This window comes from Pseudomonas sp. NPDC089392, assembly GCF_044749595.1.
GTDB lineage: Bacteria > Pseudomonadota > Gammaproteobacteria > Pseudomonadales > Pseudomonadaceae > Aquipseudomonas.
Map to the genome: position 1 here is coordinate 171,698 of NZ_JBIVIF010000003.1, position 14,112 is coordinate 185,809.

13 protein-coding genes are annotated in these 14,112 nt (G+C 61.0%); 9 read left to right on the forward strand and 4 right to left on the reverse strand.

What is annotated here, in order from left to right; all coding sequences use genetic code 11:
* The first annotated feature begins 11 nt into the window (after nucleotides 1-11).
* Nucleotides 12-1,178: a M20 aminoacylase family protein gene (locus ACIP1G_RS04405; protein WP_400734182.1), complete on the forward strand. Its 1,167-nt coding sequence runs from the start codon at nucleotides 12-14 to the stop codon at nucleotides 1,176-1,178.
* Between the two features lie 41 nt (nucleotides 1,179-1,219).
* Here ACIP1G_RS04405 and ACIP1G_RS04410 read toward each other — a convergent pair whose 3' ends face one another.
* The 4 genes from ACIP1G_RS04410 to ACIP1G_RS04425 form a co-directional block, all read right to left on the reverse strand.
* Entirely contained in the window at nucleotides 1,220-1,477 is a 258-nt protein-coding gene (locus tag ACIP1G_RS04410; protein ID WP_400734185.1) for a hypothetical protein, read from the reverse strand.
* A 238-nt stretch (nucleotides 1,478-1,715) separates the two neighbouring features.
* Nucleotides 1,716-3,020 (reverse strand): aspartate aminotransferase family protein, encoded by a 1,305-nt coding sequence (locus tag ACIP1G_RS04415; protein WP_400734188.1) that lies wholly within the window; start codon nucleotides 3,018-3,020, stop codon nucleotides 1,716-1,718.
* A 119-nt stretch (nucleotides 3,021-3,139) separates the two neighbouring features.
* Nucleotides 3,140-4,636 (reverse strand): CoA-acylating methylmalonate-semialdehyde dehydrogenase, encoded by a 1,497-nt coding sequence (locus ACIP1G_RS04420; protein WP_279839668.1) that lies wholly within the window; start codon nucleotides 4,634-4,636, stop codon nucleotides 3,140-3,142.
* 76 nt (nucleotides 4,637-4,712) lie between these two features.
* Nucleotides 4,713-6,059, reverse strand: coding sequence for an aspartate aminotransferase family protein (locus ACIP1G_RS04425; RefSeq protein WP_400734191.1), 1,347 nt, complete (start codon nucleotides 6,057-6,059; stop codon nucleotides 4,713-4,715).
* A gap of 101 nt (nucleotides 6,060-6,160) precedes the next feature.
* Between ACIP1G_RS04425 and ACIP1G_RS04430 the strand changes: the two genes are divergently transcribed.
* The 8 genes from ACIP1G_RS04430 to ACIP1G_RS04465 all read left to right on the forward strand — a co-directional run bounded on the left by ACIP1G_RS04430 (nucleotide 6,161) and on the right by ACIP1G_RS04465 (nucleotide 14,111).
* The gene (locus tag ACIP1G_RS04430) at nucleotides 6,161-7,081 is read left to right on the forward strand and encodes a LysR family transcriptional regulator (protein WP_400734193.1); all 921 of its coding nucleotides are present in this window, start codon (nucleotides 6,161-6,163) and stop codon (nucleotides 7,079-7,081) included.
* 217 nt (nucleotides 7,082-7,298) lie between these two features.
* Nucleotides 7,299-8,135, forward strand: a complete 837-nt coding sequence (locus ACIP1G_RS04435; RefSeq protein ID WP_400734195.1) for a transporter substrate-binding domain-containing protein — start codon at nucleotides 7,299-7,301, stop codon at nucleotides 8,133-8,135.
* Nucleotides 8,136-8,188: 53 nt separating this feature from the next.
* Nucleotides 8,189-9,010 (forward strand): amino acid ABC transporter ATP-binding protein, encoded by an 822-nt coding sequence (locus tag ACIP1G_RS04440; RefSeq protein ID WP_400734197.1) that lies wholly within the window; start codon nucleotides 8,189-8,191, stop codon nucleotides 9,008-9,010.
* A 10-nt stretch (nucleotides 9,011-9,020) separates the two neighbouring features.
* On the forward strand, nucleotides 9,021-9,692 hold the full coding sequence (locus ACIP1G_RS04445) for an amino acid ABC transporter permease (protein WP_400734199.1): 672 nt from the start codon (nucleotides 9,021-9,023) through the stop codon (nucleotides 9,690-9,692).
* 10 nt (nucleotides 9,693-9,702) lie between these two features.
* Nucleotides 9,703-10,368, forward strand: coding sequence for an amino acid ABC transporter permease (locus ACIP1G_RS04450; RefSeq protein ID WP_400734200.1), 666 nt, complete (start codon nucleotides 9,703-9,705; stop codon nucleotides 10,366-10,368).
* A 49-nt stretch (nucleotides 10,369-10,417) separates the two neighbouring features.
* A complete protein-coding gene (gene dapA, locus ACIP1G_RS04455) occupies nucleotides 10,418-11,293 on the forward strand; it encodes a 4-hydroxy-tetrahydrodipicolinate synthase (protein WP_400734202.1) in 876 nt (291 codons plus the stop codon).
* A 59-nt stretch (nucleotides 11,294-11,352) separates the two neighbouring features.
* Nucleotides 11,353-12,633: an NAD(P)/FAD-dependent oxidoreductase gene (locus ACIP1G_RS04460; RefSeq protein WP_400734203.1), complete on the forward strand. Its 1,281-nt coding sequence runs from the start codon at nucleotides 11,353-11,355 to the stop codon at nucleotides 12,631-12,633.
* A complete protein-coding gene (locus ACIP1G_RS04465; RefSeq protein ID WP_400734204.1) occupies nucleotides 12,630-14,111 on the forward strand; it encodes an aldehyde dehydrogenase family protein in 1,482 nt (493 codons plus the stop codon). The genes ACIP1G_RS04460 and ACIP1G_RS04465 overlap by 4 nt, the downstream gene beginning before the upstream one ends.
* The last annotated feature ends 1 nt before the right edge of the window (nucleotide 14,112 follow it).

A 14,112-nucleotide genomic window follows, 5' to 3' on the forward strand; every position in this document is an offset into this window, starting at 1 on the left:
GATTTGTCACGATGATCTCTGACCTTACCTTTGAGCAACGCGTCAAAGGCTGGCGCCACGCATTCCACCGCCACCCGGAAACCGGCTTCGAAGAGTTCAATACCGCAGCCCAGGTCGCAAACATCCTTGAGAGCCTTGGCCTGCAAGTCCACCAAGAAATTGGCGGTACCGGGCTTGTCGCCAGCTTGCGCGTCGGCGATGGTGACGGCTGCATCGGCCTGCGAGCCGACATGGACGCCCTGAACATCACCGAACAAGCACAGCATCACGATCATGTCTCGTGCATCAGCGGAAAGATGCATGCTTGCGGCCATGACGGGCACATGGCAATGGTTTTGGGTGCAGCAGAACTGTTGTGCCAACGCCGCAACTTCAATGGAACCGTGCGCTTCATTTTCCAGCCAGCGGAAGAGCATGGCTGTGGCGCCAAGGCCATGATGGCGGATGGGCTATTCGAGCGTTTTCCCGTTGACGCACTCTACGGTGCCCATAACATGCCAGGTATGCCGGCCGGTCACATCGCAACCCGGGTAGGTGGGATCATGGCCAGCGAAGACAATTTCGTCATCCGCATCCAGGGGCAAGGAACCCATGCTGCTCGCCCGCACATGGGGATCGACCCGCTGGTCATCGGGGCGCACATCGTGCTGGCGTTGCAAACGGTGGTTGCGCGCAACGTGGACCCCAGCTTGTCGGCCGTTGTCTCCTGCACCGAATTCACCACCGACGGCATTCGCAACGCCATACCCACTCATGTGGTCATCAAAGGTGACACCCGCAGCTACGACCCCGGCGTGCAAACGCTGCTGCAAACGCGTATGCGCGAACTCTGCCTGGGTATATGCGCCGCACACGGCGCTACCTGCACGTTTGAGTACACCCACGAGTTCGCACCCACCGTAAACTGGCCTGAGCAAACCGCCTTGGCCGTTGCGGCGGCGCGTAATACCGTGGGTGACGCGGCGGTGGACGCCAATGTCATGCCGATGATGATCTCGGAGGATTTCGGCGCGTTCATTCAGCGGATACCCGGAAACTTCGTATTCATTGGCAACGGCGCGAGCGGGCAAAAAGGCGCCACGCCTCTGCACAATGCCGCCTACGATTTCAACGACGAAATTCTTCTCACCGGAGCCCGTTATTTTGCCGAGGTGGTTCGCCTGGCCCTGCCAGCCTGAGCAGCCCCCGATGAAGCGCCCGAGCCTTGTTTTCGGAGCGTTTAGACGCATGCCTGCAGGCTAATTGCGGGCGATGGGTTTGATCCCCTCACGTAACGGAAGCGACGCACCAGCCCGTCAAGCTCGTCGGAAAGCCCAGCACTATGGCGGCTTGCTTTGAAATACTTATTGGGGCCATCGTCCGCGCTGGCCACTTCCGGCTGAGCCGCCAGAAGATCCACATGCTGCGTGATGCCTTCGAAGAAAATGGTCATCGCATTACTGACGAGCCGCCAGAGCGGTTCGGTTGGCTGGACCAAGGTGGGTGCTGTTTAAAAAAAAAAGCCGCCAGCGTGGTGGCGGCCAGGTCTTGGGCCGAAGCTTCGACTAAGTGGTGAGGAGGTATGTGCCCGCCGCCCAGTTTGGCGGCGGGCAAACCGCAGAGAGCACTCTGCGTGCACGGATAACTGCTTCATCAATACGCTGGGTGAGAACAGCCGATGACGCCGATACCCGAACCTGTAGCCAACATCCAGGAACGCTGGCGCTGTACAACGATCAACCCAGTACCGAGCCGATCACTTCATCGAGGATGGCAATACCGGCCTCGATCTCTTCAGCGGTGATGATGCAGGGCGGCGCGACGTGGATGCGGTTCTCGACCACGAACGGCAGCAGCCCACGCTCCATCAGCTTGTTCTTCAGCACAAGCATGGTCTGGGCAGCCAACGGCGCACGGGTCGCCTGGTCGCTGACGAACTCCAGGGCCCAGAAGACGCCGGCGCCACGGACTTCGCCGATGGCCGGGTGACGCTGCTGCAGTTCACGCAGACGCGGGCCCAACTGCTTCTCGCCGATTTCCTGGGCGTTCTCGACCACGCGCTCTTTGCGCATGGTGTCGATCGACGCGACAATCGAGGCCATGGCCAGCGGGTGGCCGGAGTAAGTCAGGCCGCCTGGGAAGAAGTGGGTGTCGAAGTAGCTGCTCAGTTGCTCCGAGATCACCACGCCACCGACAGGTACGTAGCCCGAGTTCACACCCTTGGCAAAGGTGATCAGGTCCGGCACCACGCCATAGTGCTCGAAGGCGAACCACTTGCCGGTGCGACCGAAACCTGCCATCACTTCGTCGAGGATCAGCATGATGCCGAACTCGTTGGCCAATTCGCGCACGCCCTGCATGTAGGCGGCCGGGGTCACCAGCACGCCGGCGGTACCCGGCAGGCTCTCCAGCAGGATCGCGGCGATCGAGTTCGCGCCTTCGCATTCGATCACACGACGCAGGTGGCGCAGGGCGCGCTCGGTTTCTTCCGCCTCGGTCTGGGCGTTGAACTCGCTGCGGTACAGGTACGGGGTGAAAAAGTGCACATGGCCACGGGCGTATTCGTTCGGTACACGGCGTGGGTCGCCGGTGGCCACGATCGCCGAACCGGTGTTGCCGTGGTAGGAACGGTAGGACGACAGCACTTTGTCACGACCGGTGAACAAACGCGCCATGCGGATCGCGTTTTCGTTGGCGTCAGCGCCACCGTTGGTGAAGAAGACCTTCTTGAAGCCGGCCGGGGCCTGCTCGATGATGCGTTTGGCGGCTTCGCCGCGCACCAGGTTGGCTGTTGCCGGGGCAATAGTAGCCAGAGCGCCGGCTTGTTCCTGGATTGCCGCGATGACCGCCGGGTGCTGATGCCCCAGGTTGGTGTTGATCAGCTGGCTGGAGAAGTCCAGGTAACGCTTGCCGTCGTAGTCCCAGACAGTACTGCCCTCGCCGCCGGCGATCACCAGAGGGTTGAGTGTTCCTTGGGTAGACCACGAGTGGAATACATACTCGCGATCAAGATCTTTCACGTATTGATTGGTAATCGCCATGATGCTTGTCGACCTATTTATAGAGTGAGCCAGACGCTGTAAGGGTGACGAACGCCTGCGCCGTCGCGGTTCTCCGTCAGAACAGTGAATGACGCAGGCATCCGAACCAGGGGCTTGCCTTAGCTGTTGCTAGGGAAAGCGAATTGAGCAGCCTCATGGCTGGTGCGTTTCGGCCAACGCTGGGTGATCGCCTTCTTGCGGGTGTAGAAGCGCACACCGTCCGGGCCGTAAGCATGCAGGTCGCCGAACAGCGAACGCTTCCAGCCGCCGAAGCTGTGGTAGCTGACCGGTACCGGCAGCGGGACGTTGACGCCGACCATGCCGACTTCGATCTCGTCGCAGAACAGGCGCGCCGACTCACCATCGCGGGTGAAGATGCAGGTGCCGTTGCCGTACTCGTGGTCGTTAATCAGCTTGATCGCATCTTCCAGGCTGTTCACGCGTACCACGCACAGTACCGGGCCGAAGATCTCTTCCTTATAGATGCGCATTTCCGGAGTTACACGGTCGAACAGCGTGCCGCCCACGAAGTAGCCGTCTTCGTTGCCTGCCACTTTGAAGCCACGGCCGTCCACAACGACCTTGGCACCAGCGGCAACGCCGTCATCGATGTAACCCAGCACCTTGTCACGCGCAGCAGCGGTGACCAGCGGGCCCATGTCCAGGCCGCAAGAAGTACCGGCACCGATCTTCAGCGCCTTGATCTGGGGTTCGAGCTTGGCGATCAGGGCGTCTGCCACCTGGTCACCCACGCATACGGCCACGGAGATCGCCATGCAGCGCTCGCCGCACGAACCGTAGGCAGCGCCCATCAATGCGCTGACGGCGTTGTCCAGTTCGGCGTCTGGCATCAGCACCGCGTGGTTCTTGGCGCCGCCCAGGGCTTGTACGCGCTTGCCGCGCTTGGTGCCTTCGGCGTAGATGTATTCAGCGATCGGGGTCGAACCGACGAAGCTCAGGGCCTTGACTTCAGGCGCCTCGATCAGTGCGTCTACCGCTTCCTTGTCACCATGCACCACGTTCAGCACGCCTTTTGGCAGGCCGGCTTCGTGCAGCAGTTCGGCGATCAGCAGGGTCGAGCTTGGGTCGCGCTCGGACGGCTTGAGGATGAAGCAGTTACCGCAGGCGATGGCCAGCGGATACATCCACAGCGGAACCATCGCCGGGAAGTTGAACGGGGTGATGCCGGCCACTACGCCGATCGGCTGCAGATCGCTCCAGGCATCGATGTTCGGGCCTACGTTACGGCTGTACTCGCCCTTGAGGATCTCGGGAGCGGCACTGGCGAATTCGACGTTCTCGATACCGCGCTTGAGTTCACCGATGGCATCTTCAATGGTCTTGCCGTGCTCTTCGCTGATCAGCTGGGCAATACGCTGCTCGTTCGCCTCCAGCAGCTGCTTGAAGCGGAACATCACCTGGGCGCGCTTGGCCGGCGGCGTGTTGCGCCAGGCCGGGAAGGCGGCTTGGGCCGAGTCGATGGCCTTTTGCACGGTGGCGCGGCTCGCCAGGCCCAACTTGTGGATAGCCTGGCCAGTGGACGGGTTGAACACATCCGTGGTGCGGGCGTCGTCCGCGATGTGCTCACCATGGATCAAGTGCTTGATAGTTGCCATCTTCTTTCCTCGAGCTTGGTGACAAGCTGTCTATTTGTTGTATGAAGGGAGCCCCCGTCGCGCGGGAGCGTGCTGATCAGTCGATACCGTGCAAGGCTTCGCCCACGGCATCGAAAAGACGATCCAGTTCCTGGGGTTGGGTATTGAATGTTGGGCCGAATTGCAGCGTGTCGCCGCCGAAGCGCACGTAGAAACCTGCTTTCCACAACGCCATGCCCGCTTCGAACGGGCGAATGAGCGCATCGCCATCCCGTGGCGCAACCTGCAACGCACCGGCCAGGCCACAGTTGCGGATGTCGACGATGTGCCGGCTGCCCTTCAGGCCATGAATGGCCTTCTCGAAATGCGGTGCCAGTTCCGCCGACTGCTGAACCAGGTTGTCCTTTTCCAGCAGGTCCAAGGTGGCCAGGGCAGCTGCGCACGCAACCGGGTGGGCCGAATAGGTGTAACCGTGGGCGAACTCGACCGCGTATTCAGGAGATGCCTGGTACATGAAGGTGTTGTAGATCTCGCTGGAGGCAACCACGGCACCCATCGGGATGGCACCGTTGGTGACCTGCTTGGCGATGTTCATCAGGTCCGGCGTGACGCCGAAGTACTCGGCACCGGTCATGGTTCCCATGCGCCCAAAAGCAGTGATTACCTCATCGAAGATGAGCAGAATGTTGTGCTGATCGCAGATCTCGCGCAGGCGCTGAAGGTAGCCGTGCGGTGGCACGATGACACCCGCCGAGCCGGACATCGGTTCGACGATGACGGCCGCGATATTGGAGGCATCATGCAGCTCGATCAGCTTCAGCAATTCATTGGCCAAGGCCACGCCGCCCGTCTCGGCAGCTCCCTTGGTGAAGGCCAGGTCTGGCTGCAGGGTGTGCGGGAGGTGATCGACATCCATCAAGGGGCCGAACATCTTGCGGTTGCCGCCTATGCCACCCAGCGAGGTGCCAGCAACGTTCACGCCGTGATAACCGCGGGCACGCCCGATCAGCTTGGTTTTTTGTGGCTGACCTTTCAGGCGCCAGTACGCGCGGGCCATCTTGATAGAGGTATCGGCGCTCTCGGACCCCGACCCCGTGAAGAACACGTGGTTGAGATTACCGGGTACCAAACCGGCAATCTTCTCAGCCAGCTGGAACGACAAGGGGTGGCCATACTGAAACGCTGGCGAGTAATCCAGGGACACCAATTGCCTTGCAACAGCGTCAGCAATTTCCTGCCGGGAATGGCCCGCTCCGCACGTCCACAATCCCGAGAGGCTATCGAACACCTCGCGGCCATGCTCATCAATCAGGCGATTACCTTTGGCACCCACGATGAAGCGTGGGTCTTTCTTGAAATTCCGATTGGAGGAAAATGGCATCCAGTGCGATTCGAGCTGGAGGCCACTGGCCAAGGAGAGAGGTGTCTGCAAGGCCTGGTTCATGACGGTAATCCTGAGCGTGGTGTGATGGGCCTAGCTTGTGCTGGAAAGTCATGTGCGATAAATCTATATTTTCTTGCAGTCAGTTATTGGAAAACTCACGCATGACCAAGAAGACACCCCTGCATCAGGTAAGTGATTTTGACCTCAGGCTGCTGCGGGTTTTCAAAACCGTCGCCGAATGCGGCAGTTTCTCCGGCGCCGAAAGTGCGCTGGGCATCACCCGGTCCGCCATCAGCCTGCACATGGGCGACCTGGAAAAGCGCCTGGGAATGCGCTTGTGTCAGCGGGGGCGCGCAGGCTTCGCCCTCACCGACGAAGGCCGTGAGGTGCTGCGCGCCAGTGAAACCGTGCTGGTGGCCATCGAGGGCTTTCGCAGCGAAGTGAACCAGATGCACCAACAGTTGCGCGGCGACCTCAACGTCGCGATCGTCAACAACCTGGTCACCCAGCCGAAGATGCGCATCACCCATGCGCTCAAGGCCGTGCGCGCCGAGGGCAGCGGCGTGCGTATCAACCTGAGCATGAGTACCCCCGGTGAAATCGAGCGCGGCCTTCTGGATGGCCATCTTCACGTCGGCGCAGTACCACTGATTTCGCCCCTGTCCGGCCTGGACTACAGCCTGCTCTACGAGGAACGTTCAAACCTGTATTGCAGCCACGAGCATCCGCTGTTCGCCCATGCCGCCAGTGTCACCGACATACAACTGGCACAGGCCGATGCCGTAGTGCCGACCTACCGGATGACCGCCGAGGCGATCGGGCTGCACCAACTGCTCAACTTCGGGGCTTCGGCGACTGACCGTGAAGGGATCGCCTTTCTTATCCTCACCGGCAGCTACATCGGTTTCCTGCCCGATCATTACGCCGCCACCTGGGTGGAAAAAGGCATCATGGCAGCGCTTGACCCCAACCGCCTGTACTTCGATGCCAAGCTCGCCATCGCGACCCGCAAGGGGCGCCGACCTAACATGATCCTTGAGCGTTTTCTCGACGAATTGCAGTTGACCGGCAGCCCCGCCTAGCTTCGCCCCTCCTCCCCCACAGCGCCGTCCCCAATCACTTTTTGCAACTGATCGGGGGCGCTTTGCTTCAAAAAATTCTTTCAAGCGTGTTGACAGCTTGCGCAGAGTCGCAATAGCCTGAATGCATCGCTGCACACATTGCGGCATTCAAATAAAACACAGCGATTCGTTTGCTTGCTCTTCTGCCTACAAAAACAAATTACCGGAGAGATTCAACATGGCACGGTCCCTTTCACGCAAAGTCAGCGCTGGCGTTGCATGCCTTACCGCAGCCCTGGCGATGCTGTCGCATCCTGCGGCGCACGCCGACACGCAAACCTGGCAAAATGTCCAGAAAGCCGGCGTACTGCGGTGCGGCGCAGCTGTCGCAGCCCCCTATGTGATGCGCGACCCGGCCTCGGGCCAGTACAGCGGCTACTTCGTCGATCTGTGCCGCGATTTCGCCGAGAACGTACTCAAGGTAAAAGCGCAGTTCGTCGACACTAGCTGGGATAACCAGGTGGCTGGCCTGCAAAGCGGTAAGTGGGACATGGCCATGGCGCTCAACATGACCCCTGAGCGTGCAAAAGCAGTGGCCTTCTCCACTCCCGCCACTGACTACCAGGTTTCGTTGCTGATCAATGAGAAGAACCCGAAGTTCAGCGGTGCCGGTAACGCCATCACTGATTTCGACAAGCCTGGCGTCACCATCGCGGTCATCTCCGGTACCGCCGCTGACAAAGCTGTCACTGTTGCCATCAAGAACGCCACGCTGATGCGTCTGCCAGGCTCGGACGAAACGCGCATGGCACTGATGTCGCGCCGCGCCGATGTGCTGGCTGACGCCAACGACACCAACCACCTGTTCGCCATGGCCAACAGCTGGGTCAAGGAAGTGCTCCCTGTCCCCGCCATGGCCAAGCAAGGGGTGTCCTTCGCCCTCGCCCATGACACGCCTGCTGCAGACCTCGCCCAGCTCGATGCCTATCTGACCCAGCGTCGCGAGTCGGGCGAAATCGACAAACTGGTGGACAAGGCCAGCGCCGAAATCATCGCGGGCAGCAAAGCCCAGTAACTCCAGCGGACATACAGAGGGCCCGGCTCAGGGCCCTTCCGGAGACGACTGCAATGACCACTCCTCATTTGGTGGCTTCCCAGCCACAGGCTTCGCTCAACCCGAATTTCGACATGAACGGCAATTTCATCCAACTCCGCGACGTGCGCAAAGCCTACAGCGAACAACTGGTCGTGATGGACCAGATGAACCTGGACATGCGTGCCGATGACCGTCTCGTCATCATCGGCCCATCGGGCAGCGGCAAAAGCTCGTTGCTTCGTGTGTTGATGGGCCTTGAAGGCATCCAGGGCGGCAGCATCCAGTTCCAGGGCAAGCCTTACATCGACGGTGCGCGCAAACAGGGCAAACCTCTGGATGAAGTCCTGCACAAGCAGATCGGCATGGTGTTTCAGCATTACACCCTGTTCCCTCACCTGTCAGTGCTGGGCAACCTGATCCTGGCGCCAGTCAAGGTCCATGGCCTGAGCAAGGCAGAAGCGACCGAGAAAGCCCGCGCCTACCTCGCCCGCCTGGGCTTGGAGAGCAAACTGCACGCCTACCCGAGCCAGCTGTCCGGCGGCCAGAAGCAACGCGTGGCCATTGCCCGTGCACTGATGCTGGAACCGCGCCTGATGCTGTTCGATGAAGTGACCTCGGCGCTGGACCCGGAGATGGTCATCGAGGTTCAGAACGTGATGATGCAACTGGCCGAACAGAAGATGGCGATGATCATCGTCACCCACGACATGCACTTCGCCCGCCACATCGCCACCCGCGTGGTGTTCTGCGCCAACGGCAAGGTCGTCGAGCAAGGCCATCCCGAACAGATCTTCACCCAGCCCAAGGAAGCCCGCACCCGCGAGTTCCTGGAAAAGGTCGTGCATTTCGATTGAGGGCACTGCCATGAACTACCAATTTGACTTCCATTTCCTCAACGGCAGCCTCCCGGCGCTGCTTGACGGGCTCAAGGTAACGCTGGAACTGGCGCTGGTCTCGAACCTCATCGGTGTCGTCTGCGGCTTCCTGCTGTGCTTGATGACCCTCAGCCGCTGGTTCTTCATCCGTTGGCCAGCGCAACTGTTCATCGAGTTCTTCCGCTGCACCCCGGCGCTGTTGCAAATCGTCTGGTTCTTCTATTGCGTGCCGATGCTGTTCAACGTGTTCATCGACCCCATCGCCATGGGCTTCCTGGCGCTGGGTCTGAACCTCACCGCGTTTAATGCCGAGGCGTACCGCGCCGGTGTTCAGGCAGTGCCGCGCGAGCACCTGGACGCCTCGATAGCCCTGGGCTTGAAGAACTGGCAACGCACCGTGTACGTGATCCTGCCGCAATCTCTGCGTAGCGCGCTGCCTGTGCTGATCACCAACGGCATCGGCACCCTGCAGCAAAGCGCACTGGTGGCCATCGTAGCGGTCGCCGACCTGATGTACGTGGGCAAGAGCTTGGCCACCGAAGCTTATCGCCCATTGGAAACCTACACCCTGATCGCCCTCATCTACTTCGCCATGTCGCTGCCGATCGCGCAACTGGTGCAGTGGTTCGAGCGTCGCCAGGAACTGGCCGGACAGCGCTGAGGAAATCACCATGCCACTCGATTTTTCGGTTGTGCTGGGCTACTGGCCCGTACTGCTCAAGGGCCTGGCCCTGACTTTGGCCTTTACTGGCGTCTGCGCGATCTTGGGCAGCCTGCTCGGCTTCGTGGTCAGCATGCTACGTCAAGTCAAACTCAAGGTAGTACGCCTGCCATTGACGCTCTATGTAGAGTTTTTCCGCGGCACGCCGTTGTTGATCCAATTATTCTGGGTGTTCTTCTGCTTCCCGGTAGTGTTCGGCTTGGATATCCCTCCGTACGTCTCGGTGCTTATCGCCCTGACGCTGTTCATGGGTGCGATCACCAGCGAAACGTTCCGCGGTGCACTCAAGTCGATTGCCAGCGAACAACATGACGCCTGCACTGCCTTGGGGCTGACTTCCAAGGTCAAGGTGGTTTACGTGATCTTCCCCCAGGCCCTACTGCGTGCCGTACCCCCGCTGCTGTCGAACGTCGTCAGCCTGTTCAAGGAGAGTGCACTGATCTCCTCGGTAGGCGTCGCCGACCTGATGTTCGTGGGTCAGAACATTTCCAACAGCACCGCACGCCCGGTCGAGTTCCTCTCGGCGGTGGCGGTCATTTACTTCCTCGTAGCCTTCCCGCTGACGCGCTTGGTCGGCGTGGTCGAAGGGCGCCTGCTGCGCCGCTATGCCTACTGACCCGACCTGACCGGTCTTGACTACTGTAATAACCCTACGGAGATTCAACATGAAACTGAACGGTATCCTGCCAGCCCTCGTCACCCCATTCGACGCCGCTGGCAAAGTTGACCACGACACCCTGGCTTCGATCCTCGAACATCAACTGAAGGCAGGCGTGAGCGGCTTTGTACCACTGGGTTCGACCGGTGAGTACTACGCCCTGACCAATGAAGAGCGCCGCCAGATCCTGGCTACCGTCAAGGAAGTGGTCGGGGACCGCGGCACCCTGATCGCCGGCGCCAACGGCTCTTGCACCCGCGAGGTGCTGGAGCAGGTCAAGCAGACCGTCGATGCCGGCTACACCAACCTGCTGATCGCACCGCCTTACTACGCGCTGCCCTCCCAGGAAGAGCTGCTGGCCCACTACAACACCATTCTCGAGACCTTCCCCGAGATCAACGTAGTGCTCTACAACTACCCGATCCGCACCAACGTCGAAGTGGGCATGGACGTGATCGCCGCCCTCAACGACCACCCACGCGTGATCGGCATTAAAGAAAGCAGCGGCAACCTGTTGCGCGCCATCGAGATCGGTGAAAAATACAAAGGCATCCAACTGTCCTGCGGTTCCGACGACCAGGCGCTGGACTTCTACCTGTGGGGCGCCGACAGCTGGATCTGTGGCCCAGCCAACATCTTCCCGGAGAAAGTCGTTGCCTTCCACAAAGCCTTCACCAGCGGCGACATCCGTGGCGCCCAGCAAGTGATGCGCAGCCTGTTCCCGGCAATGGCCAACCTGGAAAGCGGTAAGTTCGTGCAAAAAGTGAAGTACGGCGCCGAGCTGGCCGGCTTCAAGGTCGGTAACGCACGTGCACCACTGCTGCCGCTGACCGACGAAGAAAAAACCGAGTTCCGCAAGGTTTTCGAAGCTTCGCAGCAGTAAGGCAACACGGGGCCGCCCAGCGGCCCCCTTCGTAATCTCTCTGGATACGAGACAGACTCATGAACACCCCACAATCGTCATCGCAGAACGCCGTAGTCATCGGTGGCGGTATCGTCGGTGTCTGCTGCGCCTTGTACCTGCAGCGCGAAGGCCACAAGGTCACGCTCATCGACCCCGCGACACCGGGCGACAGTACCGCCAAGTGGAGCTGCGGACAGATGGCGGTCAGTGAAGTCATTCCACTGTCCAAACCGGGCATCCTGATGAAGATCCCGGGCTGGCTGCTGGACCAGAAAGGCCCTCTGGCTCTGCGCCCGAGCGCGCTGCCGGGCATCCTGCCCTGGTTCCTGCGTTTTCTGGCCTGCGCACGCTCGTCGAAGATCCATGAGATCGCCGAGGACATGGCGCGCCTGACCCAAGACGTCTACACCGACTACGCCCCGTTGCTGGATGCCTGCCCGGACAAAGCCCTGTTGGGTGACCGCCCTATCCTGGAAGTGTTCGACTCTCCAGCCGGCCTGGCCCACGAGCGCCCGCACCTGGAGCTGCGCAAGCAGTTGGGGTTCAAGTCCGAAGAACTCGACGGCGCTGCCATCGGCGACCTGGAGCCGGCACTGGCCGGAAAATTCCAGCATGGGCTGATGTTTCCTGACTGGCGCGCCGTCAGCGATACCGAAGGCTTCATTGCCGCACTGACCGAAAGCTTCATCGCCCAAGGTGGCGTGCGCCTGCGTCAGAAAGCCGTGAAGATCGACGAAAACCACGACCGTGCAAGCGGCGTGACCCTGGCCGACGGCACCCGTCTGCCAGCCGACCACGTGGTAGTGGCGGCCGGAACAGGAGCCCGCCCGTTCTTCGACAGCCTTGGGGTGAACATCCCGCTGGCTGGCATTGCGGGCTATCAGGCCGTGTTGCCCACGCCTGAGGTCGAAATCCGCCACTCGGTGATCTACGCCGACGGCGGCTTCTGCTTCGCCCCGATGACGCGCGGCCTGCAGATCGGCGGCACCATCGAATTCGCCGCCCCTGGCGCCGAACCGAACTTCAAGCGCGCCGAAATCATCATGGAAAAGGCCCGCCGCGTACTGCCACAACTCAATACCCAGGGGATGGAGTTCGGCGTCGGCTACAGGCCGTTCTTGCCAGACACCAAACCGGTCATCGACCGCTCGCCCCGCCTGAACAACGTGATCATGGCCTTCGGCCACGGCCAGCTCGGCCTGACCCTGGGCGCCACCACCGGCCGCCTGGTCGCCGACCTGGCTGCAAACCGTACACCGGCACAAAACCTGTCCGCATTCAGCGCTCGTCGCTTCGCCCTTATTGGAGGTACTGCATGAACCGCTACGACCAGTTCTACATCAATGGCCAATGGGTCAGCCCTGTTCAGGGCGGCAGTTTCAATTCGTATGACCCGAGCGACGAAAGTCTGATCACCAGCGTGGCCTCGGGTACCGAAGAAGACATCGATATCGCGGTCAAGGCAGCCCGCGCCGCCTTCGACGAGGGCCCGTGGCCGCGGCTGAGTGGTGCCGAGCGTGGCGAGTACCTGCGCAAGATTGCCGACGGCATCCGTGCTCGCCAGGAAGAGTTGGCCGAGCTGGAGGTGCGCGACAACGGCAAGCCGTTCCCTGAAGCCATGTGGGACATCGGCGACACGGCCGGTTGCTTCGACTTCTATGCCAACCTGGCCGAAGAGCTGGACCGCAACCGCGAGAAGCCTGTGGCCCTGTCCGACGACCGTTTCAGCTCGCTCGCCCGTAAAGAGCCGATCGGCGTCGCCGGTGCCATCGTGCCGTGGAACTTCCCGATGCTCATGGCTTCATGGAAGATCGCCCCGGCCCTGGCCGCCGGTTGCAGCATCATCCTCAAGCCCGCCGAGCAGACCTCGCTGACCGCCCTGGAACTGGCTCGCATCGCCGATGAAGCCGGCCTGCCTGCTGGCGTGCTGAACATCGTCACCGGCCCAGGTTCCAAAGTGGGTGCCGCCCTCACCGCCCACCCAGGCGTGGACAAGCTGGCCTTCACTGGCAGCGTGCCGGTCGGCAGCCGCATCATGCAAGCCGCTGCCCAGGACATCAAGAACGTGACTCTGGAGCTGGGTGGCAAATCGCCCTTTGTGATCTTCGCCGACAGCGACATCGAAAAAGCCGTCGAGTGGATCATGTTCGGCATCTTCTGGAACAAGGGCGAAGTCTGCTCGGCCACTTCCCGCGTGCTGGTCGAGCGCTCCGCCTACGAGCCACTGCTGGCCCGCCTGGCTGAGGAAACCCGCAAGATCAAGATCGGCAACGGTATGGAAGAAGGCGTGCTGCTCGGCCCGCTGGTCAACCGCAGTCAATACGAAGGTACACTGAAAGCCATCTCGCGCGGCCTGGAAGAAGGTGCACGCCTGGTCTGCGGCGGCGAGCGCCCAGCGCACCTGGACAAAGGCTTCTACCTGCAGCCGACCGTGTTCGCCGATGTGCCGGAAGACAGCTGGATCTGGAACGAAGAGATCTTCGCTCCCGTCGTGTGCATCCGCCCGTTCGACACCGAAGAGGAAGCGGTCAAGTCGGCCAACAACTCGCGTTTCGGCTTGGGTGCCGCGGTCATGTCCAAGGACATCGAGCGCTGCGAACGTGTTGCACGCAAGTTCCGCGCCGGCATCGTCTGGATCAACTGCTCGCAACCGACCTTCACCGAAGCACCGTGGGGCGGCTACAAGACCAGCGGCATCGGCCGCGAACTGGGCGAATGGGGCCTGAACAACTACCTGGAAACCAAGCAGATCACCCGCTACGACAGCGAACAGCCTTGGGGCTGGTACATCAAGTGAG

Bases quoted from the DNA above. Each gene is read 5' to 3' on its own strand.
- ACIP1G_RS04405 (WP_400734182.1), top strand. From the start codon at position 12: ATGATCTCTGACCTTACCTTTGAGCAACGCGTCAAAGGCTGGCGCCAC.
- ACIP1G_RS04415 (WP_400734188.1), bottom strand. From the start codon at position 3,020: ATGGCGATTACCAATCAATACGTGAAAGATCTTGATCGCGAGTATGTA.
- ACIP1G_RS04420 (WP_279839668.1), bottom strand. From the start codon at position 4,636: ATGGCAACTATCAAGCACTTGATCCATGGTGAGCACATCGCGGACGAC.
- ACIP1G_RS04425 (WP_400734191.1), bottom strand. From the start codon at position 6,059: ATGAACCAGGCCTTGCAGACACCTCTCTCCTTGGCCAGTGGCCTCCAG.
- ACIP1G_RS04430 (WP_400734193.1), top strand. From the start codon at position 6,161: ATGACCAAGAAGACACCCCTGCATCAGGTAAGTGATTTTGACCTCAGG.
- ACIP1G_RS04435 (WP_400734195.1), top strand. From the start codon at position 7,299: ATGGCACGGTCCCTTTCACGCAAAGTCAGCGCTGGCGTTGCATGCCTT.
- ACIP1G_RS04440 (WP_400734197.1), top strand. From the start codon at position 8,189: ATGACCACTCCTCATTTGGTGGCTTCCCAGCCACAGGCTTCGCTCAAC.
- ACIP1G_RS04445 (WP_400734199.1), top strand. From the start codon at position 9,021: ATGAACTACCAATTTGACTTCCATTTCCTCAACGGCAGCCTCCCGGCG.
- ACIP1G_RS04450 (WP_400734200.1), top strand. From the start codon at position 9,703: ATGCCACTCGATTTTTCGGTTGTGCTGGGCTACTGGCCCGTACTGCTC.
- dapA (WP_400734202.1), top strand. From the start codon at position 10,418: ATGAAACTGAACGGTATCCTGCCAGCCCTCGTCACCCCATTCGACGCC.
- ACIP1G_RS04460 (WP_400734203.1), top strand. From the start codon at position 11,353: ATGAACACCCCACAATCGTCATCGCAGAACGCCGTAGTCATCGGTGGC.
- ACIP1G_RS04465 (WP_400734204.1), top strand. From the start codon at position 12,630: ATGAACCGCTACGACCAGTTCTACATCAATGGCCAATGGGTCAGCCCT.